The 24,469-nt window shown below is 67.0% G+C and carries 24 protein-coding genes and 1 tRNA gene; 11 read left to right on the top strand and 14 right to left on the bottom strand.

Annotation, left to right across the window (positions count from 1 at the left end; all coding sequences use genetic code 11):
• Window positions 1-124: 124 nt before the first annotated feature.
• The 5 genes from SriyCCGPB3_RS13650 to hutI form a co-directional block, all read right to left on the bottom strand.
• Window positions 125-1,561: a serine hydrolase domain-containing protein gene (locus SriyCCGPB3_RS13650; protein WP_350259419.1), complete on the bottom strand. Its 1,437-nt coding sequence runs from the start codon at window positions 1,559-1,561 to the stop codon at window positions 125-127.
• Window positions 1,562-1,710: 149 nt separating this feature from the next.
• Entirely contained in the window at window positions 1,711-3,378 is a 1,668-nt protein-coding gene (hutU, locus tag SriyCCGPB3_RS13645; RefSeq protein WP_350259418.1) for a urocanate hydratase, read from the bottom strand.
• On the bottom strand, window positions 3,375-4,229 hold the full coding sequence (gene hutG / locus SriyCCGPB3_RS13640) for an N-formylglutamate deformylase (protein WP_153856019.1): 855 nt from the start codon (window positions 4,227-4,229) through the stop codon (window positions 3,375-3,377). The genes hutU and hutG overlap by 4 nt, the downstream gene beginning before the upstream one ends.
• On the bottom strand, window positions 4,226-5,767 hold the full coding sequence (gene hutH / locus SriyCCGPB3_RS13635) for a histidine ammonia-lyase (RefSeq protein WP_180855553.1): 1,542 nt from the start codon (window positions 5,765-5,767) through the stop codon (window positions 4,226-4,228). Before hutH ends, hutG begins: the two co-directional genes overlap by 4 nt.
• Entirely contained in the window at window positions 5,764-6,987 is a 1,224-nt protein-coding gene (hutI, locus tag SriyCCGPB3_RS13630; protein ID WP_180855554.1) for an imidazolonepropionase, read from the bottom strand. Before hutI ends, hutH begins: the two co-directional genes overlap by 4 nt.
• A gap of 67 nt (window positions 6,988-7,054) precedes the next feature.
• Here hutI and SriyCCGPB3_RS13625 point away from each other — a divergent pair, with 67 nt between their 5' ends.
• From SriyCCGPB3_RS13625 to SriyCCGPB3_RS13610, 4 genes are all read left to right on the top strand, one after another.
• Window positions 7,055-8,425, top strand: coding sequence for a formimidoylglutamate deiminase (locus SriyCCGPB3_RS13625; protein ID WP_350259417.1), 1,371 nt, complete (start codon window positions 7,055-7,057; stop codon window positions 8,423-8,425).
• Window positions 8,426-8,453: 28 nt separating this feature from the next.
• A complete protein-coding gene (gene hutC / locus SriyCCGPB3_RS13620; protein ID WP_350259416.1) occupies window positions 8,454-9,182 on the top strand; it encodes a histidine utilization repressor in 729 nt (242 codons plus the stop codon).
• A gap of 73 nt (window positions 9,183-9,255) precedes the next feature.
• Entirely contained in the window at window positions 9,256-9,435 is a 180-nt protein-coding gene (locus SriyCCGPB3_RS13615) for a type II toxin-antitoxin system HicA family toxin (RefSeq protein ID WP_258011666.1), read from the top strand.
• Window positions 9,436-9,448: 13 nt separating this feature from the next.
• Complete coding sequence (locus tag SriyCCGPB3_RS13610; RefSeq protein WP_134951390.1) at window positions 9,449-9,841, top strand: type II toxin-antitoxin system HicB family antitoxin; 393 nt, start codon at window positions 9,449-9,451, stop codon at window positions 9,839-9,841.
• Window positions 9,842-9,960: 119 nt separating this feature from the next.
• Here SriyCCGPB3_RS13610 and SriyCCGPB3_RS13605 read toward each other — a convergent pair whose 3' ends face one another.
• The 3 genes from SriyCCGPB3_RS13605 to SriyCCGPB3_RS13595 all read right to left on the bottom strand — a co-directional run bounded on the left by SriyCCGPB3_RS13605 (window position 9,961) and on the right by SriyCCGPB3_RS13595 (window position 12,052).
• Window positions 9,961-10,968: a restriction endonuclease gene (locus SriyCCGPB3_RS13605; RefSeq protein ID WP_180855557.1), complete on the bottom strand. Its 1,008-nt coding sequence runs from the start codon at window positions 10,966-10,968 to the stop codon at window positions 9,961-9,963.
• Between the two features lie 236 nt (window positions 10,969-11,204).
• Window positions 11,205-11,696, bottom strand: a complete 492-nt coding sequence (locus SriyCCGPB3_RS13600) for a phasin family protein (protein ID WP_110712770.1) — start codon at window positions 11,694-11,696, stop codon at window positions 11,205-11,207.
• A gap of 80 nt (window positions 11,697-11,776) precedes the next feature.
• Complete coding sequence (locus SriyCCGPB3_RS13595; protein WP_005417302.1) at window positions 11,777-12,052, bottom strand: polyhydroxyalkanoic acid system family protein; 276 nt, start codon at window positions 12,050-12,052, stop codon at window positions 11,777-11,779.
• A 126-nt stretch (window positions 12,053-12,178) separates the two neighbouring features.
• Between SriyCCGPB3_RS13595 and SriyCCGPB3_RS13590 the strand changes: the two genes are divergently transcribed.
• The 4 genes from SriyCCGPB3_RS13590 (at window position 12,179) to aroA (ending at window position 17,043) form a co-directional block, all read left to right on the top strand.
• Window positions 12,179-12,985 (top strand): FHA domain-containing protein, encoded by an 807-nt coding sequence (locus SriyCCGPB3_RS13590; protein ID WP_132810424.1) that lies wholly within the window; start codon window positions 12,179-12,181, stop codon window positions 12,983-12,985.
• A gap of 337 nt (window positions 12,986-13,322) precedes the next feature.
• A complete protein-coding gene (gene serC, locus SriyCCGPB3_RS13585) occupies window positions 13,323-14,408 on the top strand; it encodes a 3-phosphoserine/phosphohydroxythreonine transaminase (RefSeq protein ID WP_350259415.1) in 1,086 nt (361 codons plus the stop codon).
• A 51-nt stretch (window positions 14,409-14,459) separates the two neighbouring features.
• Window positions 14,460-15,659, top strand: coding sequence for a prephenate dehydratase (gene pheA / locus SriyCCGPB3_RS13580; RefSeq protein WP_350259414.1), 1,200 nt, complete (start codon window positions 14,460-14,462; stop codon window positions 15,657-15,659).
• 76 nt (window positions 15,660-15,735) lie between these two features.
• Window positions 15,736-17,043: a 3-phosphoshikimate 1-carboxyvinyltransferase gene (gene aroA, locus SriyCCGPB3_RS13575; RefSeq protein WP_350259413.1), complete on the top strand. Its 1,308-nt coding sequence runs from the start codon at window positions 15,736-15,738 to the stop codon at window positions 17,041-17,043.
• Between the two features lie 272 nt (window positions 17,044-17,315).
• Here aroA and SriyCCGPB3_RS13570 read toward each other — a convergent pair whose 3' ends face one another.
• Both SriyCCGPB3_RS13570 and SriyCCGPB3_RS13565 read right to left on the bottom strand, forming a co-directional pair.
• The gene (locus tag SriyCCGPB3_RS13570) at window positions 17,316-17,888 is read right to left on the bottom strand and encodes an energy transducer TonB (protein ID WP_153856023.1); all 573 of its coding nucleotides are present in this window, start codon (window positions 17,886-17,888) and stop codon (window positions 17,316-17,318) included.
• A gap of 119 nt (window positions 17,889-18,007) precedes the next feature.
• On the bottom strand, window positions 18,008-18,646 hold the full coding sequence (locus SriyCCGPB3_RS13565) for an energy transducer TonB (RefSeq protein WP_110712765.1): 639 nt from the start codon (window positions 18,644-18,646) through the stop codon (window positions 18,008-18,010).
• 113 nt (window positions 18,647-18,759) lie between these two features.
• On the opposite strand from SriyCCGPB3_RS13565, the gene serS reads away from it, so the two are divergent.
• Complete coding sequence (gene serS / locus SriyCCGPB3_RS13560; RefSeq protein ID WP_350259412.1) at window positions 18,760-20,040, top strand: serine--tRNA ligase; 1,281 nt, start codon at window positions 18,760-18,762, stop codon at window positions 20,038-20,040.
• A 141-nt stretch (window positions 20,041-20,181) separates the two neighbouring features.
• On the opposite strand, the gene SriyCCGPB3_RS13555 is transcribed toward serS, so the two are convergent.
• Window positions 20,182-20,532, bottom strand: a complete 351-nt coding sequence (locus SriyCCGPB3_RS13555) for a ligand-binding protein SH3 (RefSeq protein ID WP_110712764.1) — start codon at window positions 20,530-20,532, stop codon at window positions 20,182-20,184.
• A 136-nt stretch (window positions 20,533-20,668) separates the two neighbouring features.
• On the bottom strand, window positions 20,669-21,256 hold the full coding sequence (locus SriyCCGPB3_RS13550; protein ID WP_014037684.1) for an FMN-dependent NADH-azoreductase: 588 nt from the start codon (window positions 21,254-21,256) through the stop codon (window positions 20,669-20,671).
• Window positions 21,257-21,383: 127 nt separating this feature from the next.
• Between SriyCCGPB3_RS13550 and SriyCCGPB3_RS13545 the strand changes: the two genes are divergently transcribed.
• Window positions 21,384-22,376 carry a LysR family transcriptional regulator gene (locus tag SriyCCGPB3_RS13545; protein WP_005410175.1) on the top strand — a complete coding sequence of 331 codons (993 nt, stop codon included), beginning with the start codon at window positions 21,384-21,386 and terminating at the stop codon, window positions 22,374-22,376.
• Window positions 22,377-22,457: 81 nt separating this feature from the next.
• Here SriyCCGPB3_RS13545 and SriyCCGPB3_RS13540 read toward each other — a convergent pair whose 3' ends face one another.
• On the bottom strand, window positions 22,458-23,528 hold the full coding sequence (locus tag SriyCCGPB3_RS13540) for a DUF4241 domain-containing protein (RefSeq protein WP_350259411.1): 1,071 nt from the start codon (window positions 23,526-23,528) through the stop codon (window positions 22,458-22,460).
• 124 nt (window positions 23,529-23,652) lie between these two features.
• Here SriyCCGPB3_RS13540 and SriyCCGPB3_RS13535 point away from each other — a divergent pair.
• Window positions 23,653-23,742 (top strand) — tRNA-Ser (locus tag SriyCCGPB3_RS13535).
• Between the two features lie 65 nt (window positions 23,743-23,807).
• Here SriyCCGPB3_RS13535 and SriyCCGPB3_RS13530 read toward each other — a convergent pair.
• Complete coding sequence (locus SriyCCGPB3_RS13530; protein ID WP_010480570.1) at window positions 23,808-24,023, bottom strand: helix-turn-helix transcriptional regulator; 216 nt, start codon at window positions 24,021-24,023, stop codon at window positions 23,808-23,810.
• Between the last annotated feature and the right edge of the window lie 446 nt (window positions 24,024-24,469).

Here is a 24,469-nt window from a genome sequence, read left to right as displayed (position 1 = left end):
GGAAATGCTGTAAACCACGAAAGTGGCGCGCAAGTTAACAGGTCGGCGGCCCCGCGTCACCCACCGCTCGCGTATGGGTGACGTGGCATCCATGTAGAGTCGAGCCATGCTCGACTGCTTTTCTCTACGGAGCAGGCTTCGCCAGCGCCTTGGCCTTTGCATACAGCCGATCAGCCGTTTCCTTCTCACCCAGCGCCGCATGGCACTCGGCCAGGCTGTCCCAAGCATTGGCCGAATCCGGATACAGCTCGGTGTTGAGCGCGAACACCTTCACTGCCTTGCGTGCACCGAGGCTTTCGCGGATCGCGTAACCATCGGCATTGATCGCGCGTTCCAATTCACTGGCAGCAACCTTGTTGCTGTCGCGCAGCCAGCGATGCACTGCTTCGGCCGCGCCGGCGCTGTCATCCAGCGCATACGCGATCAGTCGCTCGGACAATACCGCATGCGGAAACTCCTCCGGCGCGGCCACCGCCATCGTGCTCTCGACCAGCGTGCTCGACCAGACATTGCGGGCGCTGCCGTTGGTCAGGTACACGAACACCCAGTAGCCGCTGGCCAGGGTGCCCTTGTAGGCCAGCCGCGCACGTACACGGGTGCCGCCATCGTGGCCGACCTGGGTGTAGCCGTCGCTGCGGGTGGTGTCCCAGCCCGTGGAGAAGAAATTGCTGCCGCCGCCGGCCAGTTTCTGCGGCTGCCAGAGTTTTTCCAGGGTCGCCGTGCGCAGCAGCTTGCCGGTCGCCAGCGCCTGCAGGAATCGGTTCATGTCGCCCACGGTGGTCTGCAGGTCGGCGTGGCCCCAACCGTAGTCCGGCCAGGGGTCTTCGTTTGCTGGCTGCAGCTGACCGTCCTTGCCGATGTACGGCACCGCTGCGCGCTGCGCCGGCACGCTGGCTGCTCCCCATGAAGTGCGGGTCATCTTCAGCGGCTGCAGGATGCGTTCGCGCGCGATGGCCGGGTAGGGCTTGCGGTAATGTGCTTCCAGCAACGCCGTCAGTACCAGGTAGTTGGCCTGCGTGTACTGCACGCGGCTGCCGGTGGCGAACTGCATCGGCGCCGCGCCGGCCACGTTCAGTGCAGCGCCAAGGTTAGGCGCCACACCGGTGTAGCCTTTGCTCACCCAGCGGTTGTCCACCCGATCGTAGTACTCGCCGATACCGGAACTGTGGTTGATGAAATCGCGTATGCGGATTGCCTGCCAAGCAGCCGGAAGGTCCGGAACATAACGGCTGGCCGGCGCGTCCAGATCCACCTTGCCCTGGTCGACCAGCTGCATCACCAGTGTGCTGGTCAGCAGCTTGGCCATCGATTGCGCGGCGAAGATGGTATCGACAGTGGCAGGCGCATGGGCAGCGGGATCGCGTTCGCCGCTGGCGCCCTGATAAAGCACCTGGCCGTTGTGTGCGACCAGTACCGCCTGGCCGGCGATGCCGTAGCGCTCGCGGTTGGCCTGCAGTTGGGTGTCGAGCTGAGCAGAGAGAGTGCCGGGAGCGCCACGTGCAGAAGCGATCGGAACGGCGAAGAGGGCACAGAGCAATGCGGCAGCAAGGGTGCGGTACATCGCGGTGATCCGTCAGCGGTGATGGCGCATGTTGGTCACGGCGGGAGAGCGGGTCAAGGGCACCGATTCCTGCATCAGGGAGAGCCGGCCAGCGGCCGGCACTACCCTACGTTTGCGGTAGTGCCGGCCGCTGGCCGGCACCCCTGCGATCAGCCCAGGATGCCCGGCAGATCCAGTCCCTTTTCCTTCGCGCAATCAATCGCGATCTCATAGCCTGCATCGGCATGGCGCATCACGCCTGTGGCCGGGTCGTTCCACAGCACGCGGCCAATCCGCTTGGCCGCGGCCTCGGTGCCGTCGCAGACGATCACCATGCCGGCGTGCTGCGAGAAGCCCATGCCGACGCCACCGCCGTGGTGCAGCGATACCCAGGTCGCGCCGCTGGCGGTGTTGAGCAGGGCGTTCAGCAGCGGCCAGTCGGACACCGCATCGGAGCCGTCGGCCATCGCTTCGGTTTCGCGGTTTGGCGACGCCACGCTGCCGCTGTCCAGGTGGTCACGACCAATCACCACCGGTGCCTTCAGTTCACCGTTGGCGACCATTTCGTTGAAGGCCAGACCGAGGCGATCGCGGTCACCCAGGCCCACCCAGCAGATGCGTGCCGGCAGGCCCTGGAACTTGATCTTCTCGGCAGCCATGTCCAGCCAGCGGTGCAGGTGCGGGTTGTCCGGAATCAGTTCCTTCACCTTGGCATCGGTCTTGGCGATGTCTTCCGGGTCGCCGCTCAGTGCGGCCCAGCGGAACGGGCCGATGCCGCGGCAGAACAGCGGGCGGATGTAGGCCGGCACGAAACCCGGGAAGTCGAAGGCATTGGCCACACCTTCTTCCAGTGCCATCTGCCGCAGGTTGTTGCCGTAGTCCACGGTCGGCACGCCCAGCGCGTGGAAGCCGAGCATGGCGCGGATGTGGTTGGCCATCGATGCGCGCGCGGCCTTCTCCACTTCCTTGGGGCCGGAAACGCGCTTCTCATCCCACTGCTCGACCGTCCAGCCCTGCGGCAGGTAGCCGTTCACCGGGTCGTGCGCGGAGGTCTGGTCGGTCAGCAGGTCCGGCTTCACGCCGCGCTTGAGCAGTTCGGCCAGCACGTCGGCCACATTGCCGAGCAGGCCCACCGACTTCGGCGTGCCCGCCTTGCACGACTCGTCGATCAGGCGCAGCGCTTCGTCCAGGTTGTCGGTCCAGGTATCCAGGTAGCCGGTGCGCAGGCGCATGTCGATGCTGCTCTTGCGGCACTCGACGGCCAGGCAGGAGGCGCCGGCCATTACGGCAGCCAGCGGCTGCGCGCCACCCATGCCGCCCAGGCCGCCGGTGAACAGCCACTTCCCGGTCAGGTCGCCACCGAAGTGCTGGCGTCCCATTTCCACGAAGGTCTCGTAGGTGCCCTGTACGATGCCCTGCGCGCCGATGTAGATCCAGCTGCCGGCGGTCATCTGGCCGTACATGGCCAGGCCTTTCTTATCCAGCTCGTTGAAGTGGTCCCAGTTGGCCCAGCGCGGCACCAGGTTGGAATTGGCGATCAGCACGCGCGGCGCATCGGCGTGGGTGCGGAACACGCCCACCGGCTTGCCCGACTGCACCAGCAGAGTCTGGTCGTCGTCCAGGCGCTTGAGCGTCTCGACGATCGCATCGAAGCTCTCCCAGTCGCGCGCGGCGCGGCCGATGCCGCCGTACACCACCAGCTCCTGTGGCCGTTCGGCCACGTCCGGGTGCAGGTTGTTCATCAGCATGCGCAGCGGCGCTTCGGTCAGCCAGCTCTTGGCGTTGAGCGTGGTGCCTGTCGGCGCGGCAATGGTGCGGGTCGGGTCGTTGCGGGTCATGCGGCGCTCCGGTTCGTAGCGAATTCAAGGCAGGCGTTGAGCACCTGCGCCAAGGTGTGGCGCAGCGGTGCGGCGTGATCGGGGTCGAGCGGGGTGGGCCAGCTGTGTTCGTCCACCTGGTCCGGCAGGGGTTCGTGCATGTAGCCGCGGCAGGCCAGTTCCATCTGCAGGCTGTGCACGCCGCCGGCGATGTTGCTGTAGTGGCGGGTGATCCAGCCGCCCTTGAAGCGGCCGTTGCGCACCTGGCTCATGCCACTGATCTTCAGCAGGTTCTCCACCACATCGCTCAAGGCGTTGTCGCAGGACGTGTCCGGTGCGCCGGACGGGCCGGCGGTGCCGAGGTTGAACTGCGGCAGCTCGCCTTCGAACAGGTGCGGGATATGTGAGCGGATCGAGTGTGCGTCATACACCACGACAGTGCCGAACCTCGCACGCAGGCGCGTGATCTGTGCGGCCAGCGCATCGTGGTAAGGCAGGAAATACGTGTCGCGGCGACGGGCGATTTCCGCGTCATCCGGTTCGCGCCCGGCGTGGTACAGCGGCTGGTTGTCGAAGGTGGTCAGCGGACACAGGCCGGTGGTGTTCTGACCCGGGTACAGCGACGCACCGCTGGGATCGCGGTTGAGGTCGATCACCGAACGCGAGATCGCCGAGCGCACCGTGGTTGCGCCCATGCCGCGCACGAAGTCGTACAGTTCGTGCACCCACCAGTCGGCGTCGCGACGGGCCAGCCACGGCGAGTGGTAGTCGCCGATCAGGTCGTGCGGCAGCTCGCTGCCGGTATGCGGGAAGCTGACGATCAGCGGGGCATCGCCTTCGTGCACCGTCAGCCATTCGGGATGGACATTCATGCCTGCGGTTCCACGGTCGGCAGCAGCTCCGCCAAGCCCTGTGCCAGCGCGCCGCTGCGCACCAGGTTCGTGGCGGTCACCATGTCCGGGTGGAAGTAGCGGTCTTCTTCCAGCGTCGGCACCTGCGCACGCAGGGTGGCACGCACGCTTTCCAGCGCGGCACTGGAGCGCAGCGGCGCGTGGAAGTCGCAGCCCTGCGCAGCGGCCAGCAGCTCGATGCCGATCACGTTGGCGGCGTTCTCGGCCATCTGCATCAGGCGGCGCGCACCGTGCGCGGCCATCGACACATGGTCTTCCTGGTTGGCGGAGGTCGGGATCGAATCGACGCTGGCCGGGTAGGCGCGCTGCTTGTTTTCCGATACCAGCGCGGCGGCGGTCACCTGCGGAATCATGAAGCCGGAATTCAGGCCCGGGCGCGGGGTCAGGAACGCCGGCAGGCCGGACAGCGCCGGGTCGACCAGCATCGCCAGGCGGCGCTCGCTGATCGAACCGATCTCGCACACCGCCATCGCCAGCATGTCGGCGGCGAAGGCGACCGGCTCGGCGTGGAAGTTGCCGCCGGACAGTGCTTCGCCGGTGTCGGTGAACACCAGCGGATTGTCGGACACGCCGTTGGCTTCGATTTCCAGCGTGGTTGCGGCCTGGCGCAGGATGTCCAGCGCTGCGCCCATCACCTGCGGCTGGCAGCGCAGGCAGTACGGGTCCTGCACGCGCACGTCGTTGTCGCGGTGCGATTCGCGGATGTCCGAGCCCTGCATCAGCGTGCGCAGCGTGGCCGCAGTGGCGATCTGTCCGCGCTGGCCGCGGATGGCATGGATGCGCGGGTCGAACGGCGTGTCGGAACCCTTGGCCGCTTCCACCGACAGCGCGCCGGTGACCAGCGCGGCCTGGAACACGGTCTCGATCTCGAACAGGCCGGCCAGCGCATAGGCGGTGGAGAACTGGGTGCCGTTGAGCAGGGCCAGGCCTTCCTTCGCGCCCAGTTCGATCGGCTGCAAACCGGCGCGTGCCAGTGCATCGACCGACGGCAGGCGTTCGTCACCGACGAAGGCTTCACCCACGCCCAGCATCACGCTGGCCAGGTGCGAGAGCGGTGCCAGGTCACCCGAGGCACCCACCGAGCCCTGTGCGGGCACCACCGGCAGCACGCCTTTGACCAGCATCGCTTCCAGCAGCAGCAGGGTTTCCTCGCGCACGCCCGAAGCGCCCTGGGCAAGACTTACCAGCTTCAGCGCCATCATCAGACGCACCACGCTGGCCGGCATCGGCTCGCCCACACCGGCCGCATGCGAAAGCACGATGTTCCGCTGCAGGGTAGCCAGGTCTTCGCGCTCGATGCGCACGCTGGCCAGCTTGCCGAAGCCGGTGTTGATGCCATACACCGGCGCGCCCTTGGCGACGATGGCGGCGACGGCCGCCGCACTGGCGCGCACCACCGGCAGCGCGGCCGGGTCCAGTGCAAGCGGCGCACCGCGATAGACCTGCCGCCACTGGGCGAGAGTGACATGGCCGGGGCGAAGAACCAGGGTGTTGCTCATGTGTTGCTCCAGGAGGCAGGCAGGTCGGGCTGTCCGCGCACCACGCGCGCGTGCAGCGGGTTGAATCCAATGCGATAGACCAGGTCGGCGGGGGCGTCGATGTCCCAGATCGCCAGGTCGCAGTCCAGGCCCACGGCCAGGCGGCCGATGCGGTTGCCATGGCCCAGCGCGCGCGCCGCTTCACGGGTGAAGCCGGCGATGCACTCGTCCACGGTCAGGCGGAACAGGGTGGCGCCCATGTTCATCGCCAGCAGCGGACTGGTCAGCGGCGAGGTGCCCGGGTTGCTGTCGGTGGCCAGCGCCAGCGGCACGCCGGCCGCACGCAGCGCCGCGATCGGCGGCAGGGTGGTATCGCGGGTGAAATAGAAGGCGCCGGGCAGCAGCACGGCGACGGTGCCGGCCGCCGCCATCGCGGCGATGCCGGCATCGTCCAGGTGTTCGATATGGTCGGCCGAGAGTGCGCCGAAGCTGGCGGCCAGTTCGGCGCCATGCTGGTTGCTCAGCTGCTCGGCGTGGATCTTCACCGCCAGCCCGTTGGCGCGCGCTGCTTCGAAGACCTGCCGCGCCTGCGCCGGCGAGAAGGCGATGTTCTCGCAGAACACATCCACAGCTTCGGCCAGGCCTTCGGCGGCGATGGCCGGGATCATCACGTTGCACACCTCGTCGGTGTACTCCTGTGCTTCGCGGCCCGGCGGAATCGCGTGCGCGCCGAGGAAGGTGGTCACCACGTTGACCCGGCATTCCTCGCCCAGCGCGCGCGCGACCTGCAGCTGCTTGCGTTCGTCGGGCAGGGTCAGGCCGTAGCCGGACTTGATCTCGAGGGTGGTCACGCCTTCGGCGCGCATCGCCAGCAGGCGTGGCCGGCTTTCGCTGGCCAGCTGTTCCGGCGTGGCGGCGCGGGTGGCGCGCACGGTGGAGACGATGCCGCCGCCGGCACGGGCGATGTCGGCATAGCTGACGCCCTGCAGGCGCTGCTCGAATTCGTTGGCGCGGTTGCCGGCGTAGACCAGATGGGTGTGGCAGTCGATCAGGCCCGGCGAGATCCAGCGGCCTTCACCGTCGATGCGGGTGGTCGGCTGCAGCTGGGCATCGCTGCCGGTGGTACCCACATGGACGATGCGACCGTCGGCGCAGGCCAGTACGCCATCGCGGATGACACCCAGCCCCTCGCCATCGAGGGTGATCAGGTGAACGTTGGACCAGAGGGTATCGACGTGCATGGCATCCACAACGCGGCTGTGCTTATATGTCTATACAATATAGGTGTCCATTTCGGGTTGTCCAGCCATGTCCGATTCGCGTTCCCCGCACAGTTTCCATGCCGCCCACGCCCTGCTGGTCGAGGGTTGGGCCCGTGATGTCCGCCTGCAGGTGCAGGACGGTCGCATCACGGCGATCCACACGGGGCAGGGCGCCCAGCACGGCGACACCCGCGTCGGCATCCTGGTGCCGGGCCTGCCCAACCTGCACAGCCACGCCTTCCAGCGCGGCATGGCTGGGCTGACCGAGATCGGCGGCGGCGACGGTGACAGCTTCTGGAGCTGGCGCGAGCTGATGTATCGCTTCCTGGCCCATCTGCGCCCGGACGCGGTGCAGGCCATCGCCGCCCAGGCCTACATGGAAATGCTGGAAAGCGGCTTCACTCGCGTCGGTGAATTCCACTACCTGCACCACGATGCTGACGGCCGGCCGTATGCCAACCGTGCCGAGATGAGCGCGCGGATTGCGGCGGCGGCCGACCAGACCGGCATCGGCCTGACCCTGCTGCCGGTGTTCTATGCGCATGCCGATTTCGGCGGGGCGGCACCGAACCCCGCGCAGCGACGCCTGATCCATGACGTAGAGGGATTTGCGCAGCTGCTGGACGCCGCCAAGCCGTCTTTGGCCGCGCTGCCCGATGCGGTGCTCGGCATTGCCCCGCACAGCCTGCGTGCAGTCACCGGCGAGGAATTGAGTGCGTTGCTGCCGCTTACCGACGGCCCGGTGCACATCCACATCGCCGAACAGGTACGCGAAGTGGAGGCCTGCCTGGCCTGGAGCGGCCAGCGCCCGGTGCAGTGGCTGTATAACCATGCGCCGGTGGATGCGCGCTGGTGCCTGGTGCATGCCACTCACATCACCGACGACGAGCGTGCGTCCATTGTGGCCAGCCAGGCCGTGGCCGGCCTGTGCCCAATCACCGAGGCCAATCTGGGCGATGGCCTGTTCCCGATGCAGGCGTTCGCACGCGAGGGCGGTCGCTTCGGTGTCGGTTCCGATTCCAATGTGCTGATTGATGCGGCCGAAGAACTGCGCCTGCTTGAATACGGCCAACGCCTGACCCTGCGCGGGCGCAATGTGCTGGCATCGGATGCCACCCGCAGCACCGGCCGCTTCCTGTTCGAGGGCGCACTGCACGGCGGTGCACAGGCCCTGGGTGTGGCCGCCGGCCTGCAGGTCGGCGCCAGTGCCGACCTGGTCGAGCTGGATGCTTCGCACCCCGCGTTGCAGGCGCGACAGGACGACGCATGGCTTGACAGCTGGGTGTTCGCCGCACGTAATGGCGCGCTGCGATCGGTCTGGCGCCATGGCCGCCAGTGCGTGGCCGACGGCCGCCACCTGCAGCGCGAGGCGATCACCAGCGCCTTCGCTGCCGCCCTGCGCGGCGTGCTGGGCTGATCGCATCCCGCTACCGAGATCCCATCACGTGAAGGCCAGCAAGTCCGCCACGCTCAACCAGCGTATCCGCAGCGATCTGGAAAGCCGCATCCTCAGCGGAGAGTGGGCGCCGGGCTTCCGTATTCCGTACGAGCACGAGCTGATGGAGCAGTACGGCTGCTCGCGGATGACGGTGAACAAGGTGCTGACCGCGCTGGCCGAGAGCGGCATGATCGAGCGGCGCCGCCGCGCCGGTTCGTTCGTGGCGCGGCAGCCCCCGCACCTGGAGCAGGTGGCGCTGGAGATTCCCGATATCGCGATGGAGGTCGGCTCGCGCGGCCATCAGTACGCCTATCGTCTGCTGCAGCGCGACCTGCGCCTGGCCGACGCTGGCAATGCCGGTGAAGTGGAGCTGGCCGGCCAGAAGACGCTGCTGGCGATGCGCTGCCTGCACCTGGCCGATGGCCGTCCGTTGGCGCTGGAGCACCGCCTGATCAGCCCGGTGGGCGTGCCCGAGGTACTGGAGGTCGATTTCAGCACCACTGCACCGGGCAGCTGGCTGCTGCAGAACGTCTCGTGGACCCGTGCCCAGCACCGCATCAGTGCCTGGGGCGCGGACACCGCCACCGCCAAGCTGCTGGAGGTGAAGCCGGGCACCGCCTGTCTGGTGATCGAGCGCCTGACCTGGCGCGGTGAGCAGCCGATCACCCGTGTGCGTCAGGTGTTCCTCGGCGACGCCTGGGACCTGGTGGCGCGCTTCGCGCCTGGGGCAAGGTAGGGTCGACCCCGCTCGGGACACGCTGTCGCCTTGAACTCTGTCGGGGCGTGTGTACGATGTGTATCGTCCCCGCATGAAGAGCAGGGACCTCATCCGGGATCTGGAGGCAGCAGATTGGACCTGTCGCCGGATTCGCGGATCCCATCATGTATTCGTGCACCCGCAGCACCCTCACATCATCACCGTGCCTCACCCAAGGAAGGATCTGGGCAAAGGGGGCTGGTGCAGGCGTTGCGGAAGCTCGCAGGACTGACGTAGGAGGGCCCATGCGATATCCAGTCTTGATCGAGGCAGGTGATGAGCGCACCGCGTGGGGTGTGGTCGTTCCGGATCTGCCGGGGTGCTTCTCGGCGGCCGACACGCTTGATGATGCGCTCACTGCGGCGGAAGAGGCCGCGCTCGCCTGGATTGATGCGGCCCTGGATGAGGGACGCTCGATTCCGACACCTTCGGCACCGCAGAAAATCGCCGCCGAGGCATCCAAGGACATCCGTTGGATTCTTGCGTACATCTGCATTGATCCGGCTCTACTGGACGACACTATCGAGCGGGTCAATATCAGCCTGCCACGCCGGATCCTGGCGAGGCTGGATGCGCAGGCCAGAGCGGCGGGTGAATCGCGCTCCAGTTACATCGCCCATCTCGCGGCATTGGGCTGAGCAGGCGCCATGTAGAGCCGAGCCATGCTCGGCTGCTGTTCGCGCGATGCGCGATGAGTCGAGCGTGGCTCGACGCTACAGAGGCATCCACGCATGGCGTGGATCTACAGACACCCCAATCAATACGTAGCGCACTGCCGCCAGCGTACGGGCTCATCCACGCCAGGGCGGGCGTTGAGCTGGATGCGCACGTTACGCAGGGCGGGGTAGTGCAGCACTTCCTCGCAGACCTGCGGCCACACCGCGTCCAGCTCGCCGGTGCGGTTGATCGCCAGCGTCTGCCGGGTCAGCCAGACACCGCTGGCGATGCCGGGCTTGCCAGCCAAGGCACGGGACAGATCGGCCTGGAAGCGCTCGAGCGTGGCGGCATCCGGGTTGGGAATGCTGCGCGCATCGGTTGAGGGCGTCGGCGCAGGCGCCGTGGTCGGCGGTGTGGTGGCGGGGGCCGGCGCCAGTTCGGGCGCCGCTTCAACCGCAGGCGCAACCGGCGCGGGGGCGCCCGTCTCCTCGGCAACGGGCGGAGCGTCCTGCACATGCAGCCCTTGCAGGCTCAGTCCCACCAGCAGGCCCAGCGTCACCGCGGCGAGCGCGGCTATGGCAATGCGGCGCAGGGCTTCATGGCGGGCACTGGCGCGCACACGGGTTTCGATTTCTGCCGGTAGATAGGGCTGCAGCAACGGCCACAGGCGCGGGCCGTCCAGCACCTCGACGGCCTGCTTCTCGGCGGCGCTGCGGCCGTCGCGTTCGATCCGGCCCTCGGTCAGCAGCACGCCGCCCTTGGCGCCGGCCAGGCGCGCGGCCGCCCCCAGTTCGTTCACTGCGGCGGTACCAATGCGGTAGGCCAGGCCGTGCTTGCAGGACACCAGCCACTGGTTGGGACCATCGCTGAGCAGGAAGTCGCTGCTCGGCTCGCGGGACTCCTCGGCCGGGTCGTTCAGTTCACGCAGGCCGCGCTGTTCGCGCAGCATGCGTTTGACCAGCACGGAGAATTCGCGCCAGTGCATGCCAGCCAAGGCCTGCAGGCCGAGTTGCATCTCCTTCTGCCGCCGCTTGATCCACCACAGATAGACAACGGCCAGGGAACAGGTAAGCAGGGCCGACAGCAGGGCCAGGATCCAAGGGAGCATGCAGGAGGTGCGCGGAAGGGGCGAATGCGGAGGACGACAGTGTAAAGGTCGTGCCGCATCGCTGGGTCAGGAGGTTCCTGACAGGAAACGTGATGGCGCGCGCAGATCGGTATATGGCGGACACGAAAAACCCGCCAATCCTGAAGCCGTGAGGGGAGGGAACAAACGGCAGCCGAAGCGATTGGCGGGTTGCTCGCGATTGTCAATCAAAATTTATTGCATTGCAACAATGGCATTCAGGGCACGCTGTCGGGCGACTGATGGCTGCCCGGGGCGGGAGCATCGGCGCCCGAAGCGGCACGGTTCTCCAGCTTGGCCAGGCGCGCATGCAGGGCGTCGATGCGGGCTTCCAGCGCGGTCACCTCGTCCGCAGTGGGGACATGTAGGCGCTTGAGCACGCCCTGCACCTGGTCATCAAAGGCCTTTTCAACCTTGTTCCAGGTGCCGGAGGCCTTCTCCCGGGCCTCGTCCAGCGAGGTTTCGACGTTGTCGCGCCAACCCGGGCCCTGTTCGCCGTGGCGTTCACGGCGGCGGGCCTCCCAGGCTTCGCCTTCCTTCACCAGGCCATCGAAGAAGCGGCTGCCTTCAGCCTGTGCACGGCCCAGGGCGCCCAGGCCTGCCAGCCAGACCTGCTGGGCCGAATCGCTGAGCTTGCGCGAGAAGCGCTCGGCCTGGTCACCGAAAGAGGCGTCGTCGTTGCGGCGGTCGTCGTTTTCGTAGTGGTTCATCGCACTTCCCGTGGGAGTTGGGCCTGTCCCGAGAGTAGCGCGCGATGGCGTTGCACGGCCGTGACGGCGGCCGCCGGGGTTCAGCCCAGCTTTTCCTTCAGCACGCGCTGGATCTCGCCTTCGACCATGCCCTTCATCGCCGACAGCAGGAAGCCCAGCTTGGCGGTGACGCGCACGGCGCCCGGCTGCAGTTCGATCGCACCGTCCACGCCGCTGCCGGAGAAGTTCAGCACATCGGCGGTCCAGGACGACTTCAGGCCGAAGCGCTCGGACAACTTGGCGGCAACCTGTTCGATCGCGGCACGCGCCTGTGCGTCGGGCAGGGCGTGGGCGTGGCGGACATCGATGGTGGACATACGGGCTCCTGGCGCAGGGCGGGGATGATCAATAGAGGGCGAGCATTGTGCGCATCGAGGGCCTTCGCGCCAAGCACTCATCGTGGGTTCTTCTTCGTTGGCGACCAACCTGCTAGGCTGCGCCGCGTGCAGAACCTGCTTGTTCACTTCAGTCAACAACAACAGCCCGACCAGCCGCTGCGGCCCGGGGTGCAACGCATCGTGCGCCAGGCCAACGGTAGTGTGCGGCTCGGCGATGCCGGCAACGGTGCCCTTCTGCTGGCGCAGTTCTGCATGGATGATCGCGGCCTCTGGCTGCAGGTCGGTAACGGTATCCGCGGTATCCACGTGAATGGTCGCCCGGTTCGCCGGATGGCCCTGCTGCGTGCAGGCGATGCGGTGTACGTGGATGGCGTGGAAATGGTCCTGCAGGGCGAAGTCGAGAGCCTGCTGCAGGCGCCCGCACCGAAAAACGACGATGGCTCCGATGAGCAGCAGCGGCTGCTGCGCGGCGTCGGCGGGCTGCACCATGGGCGCAGCTATACCCTGTCGCGGGCCCGCCTGATCGGCCGCGGCAACGACGCCGACATCGCCATCGACGATCCTGCGTTCGCCGAACAGCATGCCCGCGTGGAAGTGCACGGCGAGCGCGTGCTGCTGCGTGACCTGGGCAGTGCCGACGGCACCCGGGTCAATGGCGTGGCCGTGCGCCACTGCTGGCTGCAGGCGGGCGACCAGGTGGTGTTCGATGGCCAGCACCGGTTCGTGCTGGAAGTGCCGCACGACCCGCGCCGGCGTCCGCTGCCTGCGGAAGACGAGTCCAGCCAGGAGGCCGAACAGACCCCGGTGCTGCCGGCCGCGCCGCGCAAGGTCCGGCGCTGGCCGTGGCTGCTGGTGAGTGCGCTGCTGCTGGCCGCACTGCTCAGCCTGCTGCTCTGGTTCGGCGCGCGCTGATCTGAACCGGTCGGATCCGCTCTGGTAGGTGCCGACCTTGGTCGGCACGCTCCTTCGGCGGGGATGACGCCTGGCGGCGTATGCCGACCAAGGTCGGCGACTACCGGGGCATTGCTCCTGGTCTGAATCCGCTGGATCCGCTCTGGTAGGTGCCGACCTTGGTCGGCACGCTTCTCCGGTGGGCGTGACGCCTGCGGCGTACGCCGACCAAGGTCGGCGACTACCGGCGCCGTGCTGGCGGCCAATGGATTCCAATGAAACCAAATTTCCCTTGCCGCACTAGGCCGCAAGGCTGGTGCACTGCGGCATACTAGGGGTCTTGCCCCACAGGTGTGACATGACGCGCGCGTTCAACTTCAGTGCCGGCCCTGCGACCTTGCCGGAATCGGTCCTGCGCCAGGCGCAGGCGGAAATGCTGGACTGGCACGGTACCGGTGCCTCGATCGTGGAAATGAGCCATCGCGGTGCGGAGTTCATGTCCGTGGCCGCCGAGGCCGAGGCCGACCTGCGTCGCCTGCTCGATATCCCCGAAGACTATGTGGTGCTGTTCCTGTCCGGTGGTGCCACCACCCAGCAGGCGCTGATCCCGCTCAACTTCGCCGACCCCGGCCAGCGTGCCGACTATGTGGTCAGTGGCCACTGGGGCAAGACCGCGGTCAAGCAGGCCGGTGTCTACGTCGACGTCAACATTGCCGCCAGCAGCGAGGCCGATGGCTACCGCACGCTGCCGCCGCGTGCCGACTGGCAGCTCTCACCCGATGCCGCCTACGTGCACATCACCGCCAACGAGACCATCCACGGCGTCGAGTTCCGTGATGTGCCCGACACCGGCAGCGTCCCGCTGATCGCCGACTTCAGCTCGTCCATCGCCAGTGAACCGCTGGATGTGCGCCGCTATGGCGTGATCTACGCCGGCGCGCAGAAGAACCTGGGCCCGGTCGGCATCGCGGTGATGATCATCCGCCGCGACCTGCTCGAGCGCAGCGGCCAGCCGCGTGCGGACATCTTTGATTACCGCTCGCACGTTGCCCGCGATTCGATGCTCAACACCCCGCCGACCTGGAACTGGTATCTGGCTGGCCTGGTGTTCAAGTGGATGCTGGCCGAAGGCGGCGTGGCCGAGTTTGCCAAGCGCAATGCCGCCAAGGCCGCGCTGGTGTACGGCGCCATTGACGGCTCCGGCGGTTTCTATCGCAATGAAGTGGCGCACGCGGCACGTTCGCGGATGAACATCCCGTTCTTCCTGCCCAGTGCCGAGCTCGATGCGCGTTTCGTCGCCGAAGCCAAGGCCGCCGGCCTGCTGGCGCTGAAGGGCCACAAGGTGGTGGGTGGCATCCGCGCCTCGCTGTACAACGCCATGCCGCTGGCCGGGGCCGAGGCGCTGGTCGCCTTCATGGCCGATTTCCAGCAGCGTCACGGCTGAGCAATGAACGGCGCGCACCGTCGGGTGCGTGCCCCGCAACAAGGAATTCCGATGGCAAGCAGCAAATCCAGCAAGAAGGCGCCGAAGAAGGCCGAACCGGCCAAGGACAGCGCGTCCACCAGGGCGAAGGGCAAGTCCAAGGCCGCGTCGAACCCGGCACCCACCCTGGCGCCGCTGGCGCTGGCCGATGTGCGCTCGAAGATCGACCAGATTGACCGCGACATCCAGAGCCTGATCGCCGAGCGCGCGCGTTTCGCCCACCAGGTCGGCAGGGCCAAGGGCAAGCTCGCCGCCGCCGTCGACTACTACCGCCCCGAGCGCGAAGCGCAGGTGCTGCGCATGGTGGTGGACCGCAACGAAGGCCCGCTCAGCGATGAGCTGCTGGTGCACGTCTACCGCGAGATCATGTCGGCCTGCCTGGCCCAGCAGGAGCCGCTGAAGATCGGCTACCTCGGCCCGGAAGGCACCTTCAGCCAGCAGGCCGTGCTCAAGCACTTCGGCCGCTCCGCGCTGGGCCTGCCGATGGCCAGCATCGAAGAAGTGTTCCAGGAAGTGGAAGCGGGCAACGCCGATTTCGGCGTGGTGCCGGTGGAGAATTCGGGGCAGGGCACCATCCAGATCACCCTGGACATGTTCCTGACCTCCAACCTGAAGATCTGTGGCGAAGTGGAACTGCGCGTGCAGCAGTACCTGATGTCGCGCAGTGGCCGGATCGAGGACATCGAGCGCATCTACGCGCACCCGCAGTCGTTCATGCAGACCTCGGCGTGGCTGCGCGCCAACCTGCCGAAGGCCGAGAAGATTCCGGTATCCAGCAACGCCGAAGGTGCGCGCCGTGCGCGCAACGCCGACGACGCGGCGGCCATTGGTGGCGAGAGCGCCGGCCACGTGTACGGCCTGAAGAAGGTGGTCACCAAGCCGATCCAGAACGATGCCGACAACACCACCCGCTTCCTGGTGGTGGGCCGCAACATCTTCCCGACCTCCGGCCACGACCGCACGTCGGTGCTGGTGTTCATCCATGACAAGCCCGGTGCGCTGTTCGACGTGCTCAGCCCGTTCGCCCGCCACGGCATCAGCATGAACCGCATCGAGTCGCGGCCGTCGCACCACGGCAAGTGGGAATACGGCTTCTTCATCGACCTGGCCGGCCACATCGACGATGCGCCGATGCAGGCGGCGCTGGCCGAACTGGAAGCGCACTCGGCGCAGATCAAGGTGCTGGGCTCCTACCCGGTGGCCGTGCCCTGAGTGCTGCCGCGGCGGCCACGGCCGCCGCTCCCTGATGCATCGCCGGCGCTGCTGGCGTTTACGGAATGATCGAACGATGAGCAACGCGCAACACTGGATCGCCCGCAAGGGCCAGCCGCTGCAGGGCAGCCTGACCATTCCCGGCGACAAGTCGGTCTCGCACCGCTCGGTGATGTTCGCCGCGCTGGCCGATGGCACCTCGCATATCGAAGGTTTCCTGGAAGGCGAAGACACCCGCGCCACTGCGCGCATCTTCGGCCAGCTGGGCGTGCGCATCGAAACCCCCAGCCCGTCGCAGCGCATCGTGCACGGCGTCGGCATCGACGGCCTGAAGGCGCCGGATGCGCCGCTGGACTGCGGCAACGCCGGTACCGGCATGCGCCTGTTGGCCGGCCTGCTGGCGGGCCAGGCGTTCGACTGCACGCTGATCGGCGATGAGTCGCTGTCCGGCCGCCCGATGCGCCGTGTCACCGGCCCGCTGTCGCAGATGGGCGCGAAGATCGACACCCAGGACGACGGGACGCCGCCGTTGCACGTGCATGGCGGGCAATCGCTGCACGGCATCGACTTCGCCTCGCCGGTGGCCAGTGCGCAGATCAAGTCGGCGGTACTGCTGGCCGGCTTGTACGCGCGGGGCGAAACCCAGGTGACCGAACCGCACCCGACCCGCGACTACACCGAGCGCATGCTGTCCGCGTTCGGCGTGGACATCGAATTCTCGCCCGGCAAGGCACGCCTGCGTGGTGGTCAGCGCCTGCGCGCTACTGACATCGTGGTGCCGGCCGACTTCTCCTCGGCCGCGTTCTATCTGGTTGCGGCCAGCATCATTCCCGGCTCCGAGCTGCGCCTGAAGCAGGTCGGCCTGAACCCGCGCCGCACCGGCCTGCTGCACGCGCTGCGCTTGATGGGTGCGGACATCACCGAAGAGAATCCGGCCGAGCAGGGCGGTGAACCGGTGGCGGATCTGGTGGTGCGCTACGCTCCGCTGAAGGGGGCACGCATTCCGGAAGCACTGGTGCCGGACATGATCGACGAGTTCCCGGCGCTGTTCGTGGCCGCCGCCGCCGCCGAAGGCCAGACCGTGGTGAGCGGTGCGGCCGAGCTGCGGGTGAAGGAATCCGACCGCCTTGCCGCGATGGCCACCGGCCTGCGCGCGCTGGGCGTGCAGGTGGACGAAACCGAAGACGGTGCCACCCTGCACGGCGGTGTGCGTCTGGGCAGCGGCACCATCGAAAGCCACGGTGACCATCGCATCGCCATGGCCTTCGCCATCGCCGGCCAGATCAGTGACGGCGAAGTGCGCATCAACGATATCGCCAACGTCGCTACGTCCTTCCCGGACTTCGATGGCCTGGCGCGCAGCGCCGGGTTCAATCTGGCCTGAAAGGCCACGCCCGGCGGATGACGCAACCCGGTGGGTGCCAACCTCGGTTGGCACGCTCATATCGCCCGGTAGGTGCCAACCTGGGTTGGCACGCTCACATCACCCGGTAGGTGCCGACCTTGGTCGGCACGCTCACATCACCCGGTAGGTGCCGACCTTGGTCGGCACGCTCACATCACCCGGTAGGTGCCGACCTTGGTCGGCACGCTTCTCCGCATAAAAGGACGGAGGCCGAAGCCTCCGTCGAAACATCACGAACCCCTCGTCCGCGATCAACGCTGCTCGGTGCGGAAATCCACCGGGACCCGCACCACGCTTGCTACTGCACGGCCTTCCTGCATCGCCGGCTGGAACTTCCAGTTCTGCACGGTGCTGAGCACCGCACGATCCAGGTCGCGGCTGCGCTCGCCGCTGCGCGAAACGATCGCAGCGTTGGCGACATTGCCACGGGTATCGACATTCAGGCTGGCGATCACGCTGCCCTGCACGCCACTGCGCAGTGCGGCAGCGGGGTAGGTGGGCATGCGGTTGCTGGCCAGCGGGCGCGCTTCGCGATTGCGTATCGCCGGTGCGGCCTTGTGCTGGCGGGAGGCTGGTGCAGCCTGGCGCGTTGCAGGTGCTGCTGCATCGGTCGCCGCAGCCTGCTCAGGGGCGGGCAACATGCGCTCACCGACCGGTGCCGGCGCCACATCCTCCTGGTTGGAATGGCGCAGCCACAGCAGGGCGGCCGCAAACATCGCCACGATCAGCGCGATCCACATCCAGGGCGACGTGGGCTTGTGCTGCACGCTCGAATCCTGCTGCAGCTGCGGCGAATGAAGGTCTTCGTGGGTGGTGGCAGTCATCGCAAACTCCTTCCGTCAACTGACGACGTGGGAAGTGTTGCCCGAGCCACGGACGAGAAGTGTCAGCGTTGCGTCAACGCCACCGGCAGGGTTCAGTTTGCCTGCCGGGAAGCGTTCAGTTACTGCGTCTTGAAGTCGAACGGTACTTCAATGCTGCCGGGCACGGCCTGGCCATTGCTCTGCGCCGGGGTGAAGCGCCAGCGGCGCACGGCATCGGTGGCGGCACGGTCGAGCTCGCGTGAGCCGCTGCGCTGGATCACCGTGGCGTTGTTCGGGTAGCCGGTAGCATCCACATCCACGCGTACCACCACCGTGCCGGTTTCACCGGCGCGCAGGGCGGCGGCGGGGTATGACGGCGGCGGTGACTGGCCAGCAATCGGCATCGGCTGGCTGTTGCCGGTCGCGGCCGGCGCCGCGCCCGGGGCGGCCGGGGCCGGCTCGGCGATCGGGGCGGGTGGCGGCGGAGCGGTTTCGACCAGCTTCGGCGCTTCCTCCTCCACCGGTGCCGGCTTGGCGTCAGGCATGTCGCTGGAACCGGCTGCAGCGGCCAAGGGTTCCGGCAGGGGCTCGACCTGGGCGGTTTCCTGCGGGGTCTGTGCGGCCGGGTCGGCGCGGAAGAACTCCTTGTCACGGCCGGTCAGCCAGACCAGCACGAACAGCAGCATGCCCACGCCGAAGGCGATGCCGGCGATCTTCAGGGCGTTGCGCGGGATATGCACAGTGAACGACTTGGCGGACGACGAGCGGGGTGCAGACATGGACCGGACCAGTACGGAATAGCCCGATTCTGCCACGCCGGGAATGAACCGGGCGGCAGAAATCCGTATAACAAGCGATAATCCCATCCCTGATACCTACCACGACACCTGCCATGCTTGATCCAGCCCTGCTCCGCCACCAGCCCGCCGACCTCGCCGAACGCCTGCGCACCAGCCGCGGCTTCGAGCTCGACGTGTCTGCCCTGGAGTCCCTGGAGGCCGATCGCAAGCGCATCCAGGTGCGGACCCAGGAGCTGCAGAGCCTGCGTAACAGCCGTTCCAAGGCCATCGGCCAGGCCAAGGCGAAGGGCGAGGACGTGTCGGCCATCATGGCCGAGGTCGCTGCCTTCGCCGACGAGCTGAAGGCCTCGGAAGTGGCGCTGGACGAGCTGCGCGAGAAGATCGAAGCGATCTCGATGGGCATTCCGAACCTGCCGGCCGATGACGTGCCTGCCGGTGCCGACGAGAACGACAACGTCGAGCAGACGCGCTGGGGAACCCCGCGCCAGTTCGACTTCAAGGTGCTCGATCACGTCGAACTGGGCGCCCGCAACGGTTGGCTGGACGGCGAGACCGCCGCCAAGCTGTCCGGCTCGCGCTTCACCGTGCTGCGTGGCCCGATCGCGCGCCTGCACCGCGCCCTGGCCCAGTTCATGGTCGACCTGCACACCGGTGAGCACGGCTACGAGGAAACCAACGTGCCGCTGCTGGTCAACGCCGATTCGCTGCGCGGCACCAGCCAGCTGCCGAAGTTCGAGGACGACCTGTTCAAGACCGCCGTGGGCGACTCCACGCGCTACCTGATCCCGACCTCGGAAGTACCGCTGACCAACATCGTGCGCGATGAGATCGTCGATGCCGAACGCCTGCCGCTGCGCATGACCGCCCACTCGATGTGCTTCCGTGCCGAGGCCGGCAGCGGTGGCCGCGACGTGCGCGGCATGATCCGCCAGCATCAGTTCGAGAAGGTCGAGCTGGTCTCGATCAGCCGCCCGGAGGACAGCGACGCCGAACACCAGCGCATGACCCGTTGCGCCGAAGTGGTGCTGGAAAAGCTGGGCCTGCCGTACCGCAAGGTGCTGCTGTGCACCGGCGACATGGGCTTCTCGGCGGTGAAGACCTACGACCTGGAAGTCTGGCTGCCGTCGCAGGAGACGTACCGCGAAATCTCCTCGTGCTCGAACTGTGGTGATTTCCAGGCCCGCCGCATGCAGGCCCGCTGGCGCAACCCGGCCACTGGCAAACCGGAACTGGCGCATACCTTGAACGGTTCGGGCGTGGCGGTGGGCCGCGCGATGATCGCGGTGATGGAGAACTACCAGAACGCCGACGGCAGCATCACCGTACCGGAAGCGCTGCGCCCGTACATGGGTGGCTTGGAAACCATCGGCTGATAGTCTGATGGGGTGGGTGCCATGCTTGCTTGGCACTGCTCTGGCTCTGGTGGGTGCCATGCTTGCATGGCACCGAATCCACGCATGGCGTGGATCTACAATGCGGGCTACATCCACGCCATGCGTGGATGTACCGCGCAATCACCCCACAACCCGCAGCTTCTCCAACGGCACCCAGCCCGGTTCGCCCGTCTCCGGCACGCACCACGCCCAGCCATTGAGCGTGCGCTGCCCGCGCAGCACCTGCCCGGGATCCACATCCAGTTCCCGCGCGCAGTAATCTTCCGTGGCAAACGCGCCACCCTGCGCATCGCGGCCGATCACCGGCGCCGGCACGAATCCGGGCTGCTGGCCCTCGGCTTCGCACAGGAACCAGTCATCCCAGCCCTCGGGGCCTTCATAACGTTCGCCCACCACCAGCGCCTGCCCGCGGCGCAGGGTGATCGGGTGCGGAAACTCGCTGCGGTGCGCAGTCGTCACGATGTAGTCCATGCCGCAAGCCTAGCGCGTCCAAAAGAAAACGGCCCCGCAAAGCGGGGCCGCCAGGGTGGGCCGGGATGGGGGAGGGGATCCCGGCCCGCGTTCAGCGCCCAGACGAGGAGAGAGGGGCGCTGACCGTTGGAACGCGTTACGCAGCGACGGCTTCATCCGCTGCGTGCGACGGCAGTGCTGCCAGCGCGCCGGCAATGGCGTCTTCACGGTGCTGCGGCGAGTAGGCGATGCCTTCGGCACGCACGAATTCGACTTCGTTGATGCCCATGAAGGCGAACACCTGGCGCAGGAACGGCTCCTGGAAGTCGGCCGGCGAGTCGGTGTAGATGCCGCCGCGGCTGCTGGCGATGATCACCCGCTTGCCACCGGCCAGGCCCACCGGGCCGTTCTCGGTGTACTTGAAGGTGCGGCCGGCCACGGCCACGCGGTCGATCCAGGCCTTCAGCGTGGACGGAATGCTGAAGTTGTACATCGGCGCGCCGATCACCACGATGTCGGCCTCCAGGAACTGCTGCATCACCTGTTCAGCGTCGGTCGCCTCGGCGGCATCGGTCTTGGCCAGCGAGCTGCTGCGCAGATGCGGTACCGGATTGGCGTCAAGATCGCGATAATCGACCTGCAGGCCGTCGATCTGGCCCGTGAAGCGGGCGACCACGGCGGCCGACAGCTGGCGCGAGACGGAGTTGTCGCCAAGCACGCTGGCGTCGAGATGCAGAAGCTTCATGGCAGTCACCTATGTTCTGGGAGGAAGGGGCGGGGTGGCCCCGCCGACGGAGAGAACGATAGGTTGTTGCAAAGACGGAATAAAGATGATTGAATGCCACGTATTGTTCTAGATATGGAACTCGGGCATGCATGACCTGAATGATCTGTACTACTTCGCGATGGTGGTCGACCACGGCGGGTTCGCCGCCGCCGAGCGCGCGCTGGGCATTCCCAAGTCGCGACTGAGCCGCCGCATCAGCCAGCTGGAAACCGACCTGGGCGTGCGCCTGCTGCAGCGCTCCACGCGTCGTTTTGCCGTTACCGACGTGGGCACCAGCGTGCACCGCCATGCGCAGACGATGCTGGCCGAAGCACAGGCCGCCCGCGAAGTGGTGGACCGCCTCAGCGCCGAACCGCGCGGCGTGGTGCGCGCCAGCGTGCCGGTGTCGCTGGCGCAGATGCAGCTGCCCAAGCTGCTGCCCAAATTCCTTGAGCAGTACCCGAAGGTGCGCCTGCAGTTGAACATCAGCAACCGCCGCGTGGACATCATCAATGAAGGCTACGACGTGGCCCTGCGCGTGCGTTCGCGTCTGGACGACGACGGCAGCCTGGTGATGCGCAGCTTCGGACAGGTGCAGGAACTGCTGGTGGCCAGCCCGAAGTACCTGGACCGCGCCGGCCGACCGAAGGATCCTGAAGAGCTGACCCAGCACGTCACCCTCAGCATCAGCGAAGACGAGGCCCGCCAGCGCTGGGAGCTGCACGGCCCGGAAGGCGAGGTTCGCCGGGTCGACCTGCAGCCGCGCGTGGCCGGTTTCGACTTCCCGCTGCTGCAGAGCATGGTGAAGGACGGTTTCGGCATCACCATGCTGCCGGAAACCGTGTGCGCCGATGCGGTGCGCAACGGCGAACTGGAAGTGGTGCTGCCGGACTGGTCGCTGCCGCAGGGCGTGTGCCATGCCGTATTCGCCTCGCGCCGCGGCCTGCTGCCGGCGGTGCGCGTGTTCATCGACTTCCTGGCCGAGCACCTGCCGCCGCAGCTGGAGGCCTCGCGCCTGGATTGCGGTGGCGCCTGTGAAAAGGCCAAGGAGCGGATCAAGGCCAGTGCGCTGGGCGCGTTGGCGGTGGATGCGGGCTGAGGCACCTGGCCGCAACCGCACCGCCGATCTGTGAAACGGTAGCGCCGGGCCATGCCCGGCGTTGCTGCTTTCCGGCCCCGGTCACTTCCGGCCGAACAGCCGATCCCAGAAGCTGCGCCGCGGCGGTGCGGTCGGTGTGGGCTCGGCAACGACCGGCGCTTCCAGCACCGCCATCAGTTCCGCGCTGCGTGGCTTCTTCAGGAAGCGGGCGTAGTCCATGTAGCTGGTCACCTTGCTCATGTGCAGGCGCTCCGGCATTGCCGGCAACGCGCCGCCCTGCAGTAGCACCCGCAGTGCCTGTGGACGGTCCAGGCGGATCGCCTCGAACAGGGCGGTGCCGCCGCAACCGGGCTCGATCTGGTTGGCGCGCTGTGGCGCATCCTTCAACAGCTCTCGCAGCGCATCCGGGTCGTCGCGGTCCACGGCGGCAACCAGCCGTGCCAGCGCTTCAGCTTCTTCGGGTGGAAGGCTATCGCGATAGGCCTGGTCGGCGATCTCGCGCTCGTCGCGCCCGTCACCGCCCTGGATGCACAGGAAGTCGGTGACCAGGGCGACCGGAATGCCGGAGGTATCCAGCGCCCAGTAGCTGGGATAGACGCCGTCGCCCCAGCCGCTGGTGAATACGACCAGGCCGTGTGGAGAGTCCTCGCCCCAGGGGCGGTACTCGGCGCCTTCATCCAGGCCGTCATGGTCGATCAGCGCATCCGACCATTCGCTGTCTTCGTCGCCATCGGCCTGTTCGATCAGGGCCAGCAGTGCCTGCTGAGTGTTGGTATCCATGAAGCAGCCGATGCCGGCGTCGACCGGATAGCCAATGAAACTGTCCTCATCCAGGCCGGTCAGGTCCTGCGTGGTCCAGCGCGCCATCTGCCAGTGCAGGGCAGACGCAGTGAGGGCTTCGCGGGGCTTGAACCAGACCACGGCCAGCGCCGGGCGGCCGCTGTGCACGATGATCTCGACCGGATGCCGGCCCAGCGGGGCGGTGTAGTCGGCCAGCGCGGGCGCCTCGGCCTGGACCAGCGGATCGCAGACCACCAGATGCCCACTGCTGACCGGCAGGTGCCCGGCGAACGTGCGGTGCAGCGCCACTGCGGCCAGCTGGGTGTCGTCCAGCAGGGTGGTGCGCAGGTTGGCCAGATCGAGGTGGGCCATGGGTGCTCCGATTGCAGTGAAGGCCCCACCGTGCCGGATGCGAAGGGCGGGGGCAAGGGTGGTCTTGGGCAAATGCTCTTCACGTGCGAGAATACGCCGCTGCCCGGGCGACCGGGACCCGATTGGAGAGATGGCCGAGCGGTTTAAGGCACCGGTCTTGAAAACCGGCGAAGGGTTAAACCTTCCGTGGGTTCGAATCCCACTCTCTCCGCCAGTCTTTACAAAAAGCTCCTAGAAATAGGGGCTTTTTCGTTTCTACAGCCTTCGCTACCCGCCCGCTTACCCATCCACCTGCAAAGGTCGGTTCTGCGCGATCTGCTGCCGAACCCAGCCTTGCACCTCGGATTGTATCCAGAGTGCGCGACGGCCGATGCGGATAGAGCGCGGGAAGCGGCCAGCTTTGATCTCGCCGTAGATGAAGGTGGTGCCCATACCGGTCATCTGGCGCACGCGATCAAGCGATAGCAGCTCTTCCAGTCTTTCAGCCGCGCCCATGATGGCCTCCGATGCGGTGAGTCTTGGATGTGCGTTCGGCAAGGCTGAGCTGGAACTGCAGGACGTTGCCGGCAGGGGGTTCTACCCCGGGGTTCTACCCCGATATCACGGACGGTTCTAAAAGAGCTGCAACCTTCTGATCCTGCTTGGCGACCCTTCGCTGTAGTTGGCAAGCGGCCGATGCGCCGCACAAGGATGCCCCTCAGCTATCACAGCGCAAGCATGACGCTATCGCCCCCTCGTCCGCTGGAGCCCTGTACCTCGCGCACTCTTACGTTCAAAAGTTGGTTACAGCCAACGCAGCCCAGCGGCACGGCCTCACGGGTTAAAGATGGAAGCGGGGTGTCAATTGCGTCGCTACCTTTCATCAAATTCTGCATAGTTGCATTGACTCGCCATCTCCCTTCGCTAGACTGCCGCACCTCATGCGTGTCCATAAGGGCGCC

Origin of the sequence: Stenotrophomonas riyadhensis (assembly GCF_040256885.1) — a bacterium.
In the GTDB taxonomy this organism is placed as follows: domain Bacteria; phylum Pseudomonadota; class Gammaproteobacteria; order Xanthomonadales; family Xanthomonadaceae; genus Stenotrophomonas; species Stenotrophomonas riyadhensis.
This window is presented reverse-complemented; position numbering and strand designations above follow the sequence as displayed.

Excerpts from the sequence above, each read along its gene's own strand:
- hutG (WP_153856019.1), bottom strand. The coding sequence starts at position 4,229 with ATGAATGTCCATCCCGAATGGCTGACGGTGCACGAAGGCGATGCCCCG.
- aroA (WP_350259413.1), top strand. The coding sequence starts at position 15,736 with ATGAGCAACGCGCAACACTGGATCGCCCGCAAGGGCCAGCCGCTGCAG.
- hutI (WP_180855554.1), bottom strand. The coding sequence starts at position 6,987 with ATGCACGTCGATACCCTCTGGTCCAACGTTCACCTGATCACCCTCGAT.
- SriyCCGPB3_RS13650 (WP_350259419.1), bottom strand. The coding sequence starts at position 1,561 with ATGTACCGCACCCTTGCTGCCGCATTGCTCTGTGCCCTCTTCGCCGTT.
- hutU (WP_350259418.1), bottom strand. The coding sequence starts at position 3,378 with ATGACCCGCAACGACCCGACCCGCACCATTGCCGCGCCGACAGGCACC.
- hutH (WP_180855553.1), bottom strand. The coding sequence starts at position 5,767 with ATGAGCAACACCCTGGTTCTTCGCCCCGGCCATGTCACTCTCGCCCAG.
- SriyCCGPB3_RS13615 (WP_258011666.1), top strand. The coding sequence starts at position 9,256 with ATGAAGAGCAGGGACCTCATCCGGGATCTGGAGGCAGCAGATTGGACC.
- SriyCCGPB3_RS13565 (WP_110712765.1), bottom strand. The coding sequence starts at position 18,646 with ATGTCTGCACCCCGCTCGTCGTCCGCCAAGTCGTTCACTGTGCATATC.
- SriyCCGPB3_RS13545 (WP_005410175.1), top strand. The coding sequence starts at position 21,384 with ATGCATGACCTGAATGATCTGTACTACTTCGCGATGGTGGTCGACCAC.
- pheA (WP_350259414.1), top strand. The coding sequence starts at position 14,460 with ATGGCAAGCAGCAAATCCAGCAAGAAGGCGCCGAAGAAGGCCGAACCG.
- serS (WP_350259412.1), top strand. The coding sequence starts at position 18,760 with ATGCTTGATCCAGCCCTGCTCCGCCACCAGCCCGCCGACCTCGCCGAA.
- SriyCCGPB3_RS13555 (WP_110712764.1), bottom strand. The coding sequence starts at position 20,532 with ATGGACTACATCGTGACGACTGCGCACCGCAGCGAGTTTCCGCACCCG.
- serC (WP_350259415.1), top strand. The coding sequence starts at position 13,323 with ATGACGCGCGCGTTCAACTTCAGTGCCGGCCCTGCGACCTTGCCGGAA.
- SriyCCGPB3_RS13605 (WP_180855557.1), bottom strand. The coding sequence starts at position 10,968 with ATGCTCCCTTGGATCCTGGCCCTGCTGTCGGCCCTGCTTACCTGTTCC.
- SriyCCGPB3_RS13625 (WP_350259417.1), top strand. The coding sequence starts at position 7,055 with ATGTCCGATTCGCGTTCCCCGCACAGTTTCCATGCCGCCCACGCCCTG.
- SriyCCGPB3_RS13530 (WP_010480570.1), bottom strand. The coding sequence starts at position 24,023 with ATGGGCGCGGCTGAAAGACTGGAAGAGCTGCTATCGCTTGATCGCGTG.
- SriyCCGPB3_RS13595 (WP_005417302.1), bottom strand. The coding sequence starts at position 12,052 with ATGTCCACCATCGATGTCCGCCACGCCCACGCCCTGCCCGACGCACAG.
- SriyCCGPB3_RS13610 (WP_134951390.1), top strand. The coding sequence starts at position 9,449 with ATGCGATATCCAGTCTTGATCGAGGCAGGTGATGAGCGCACCGCGTGG.
- SriyCCGPB3_RS13550 (WP_014037684.1), bottom strand. The coding sequence starts at position 21,256 with ATGAAGCTTCTGCATCTCGACGCCAGCGTGCTTGGCGACAACTCCGTC.
- SriyCCGPB3_RS13600 (WP_110712770.1), bottom strand. The coding sequence starts at position 11,696 with ATGAACCACTACGAAAACGACGACCGCCGCAACGACGACGCCTCTTTC.
- SriyCCGPB3_RS13570 (WP_153856023.1), bottom strand. The coding sequence starts at position 17,888 with ATGACTGCCACCACCCACGAAGACCTTCATTCGCCGCAGCTGCAGCAG.
- SriyCCGPB3_RS13540 (WP_350259411.1), bottom strand. The coding sequence starts at position 23,528 with ATGGCCCACCTCGATCTGGCCAACCTGCGCACCACCCTGCTGGACGAC.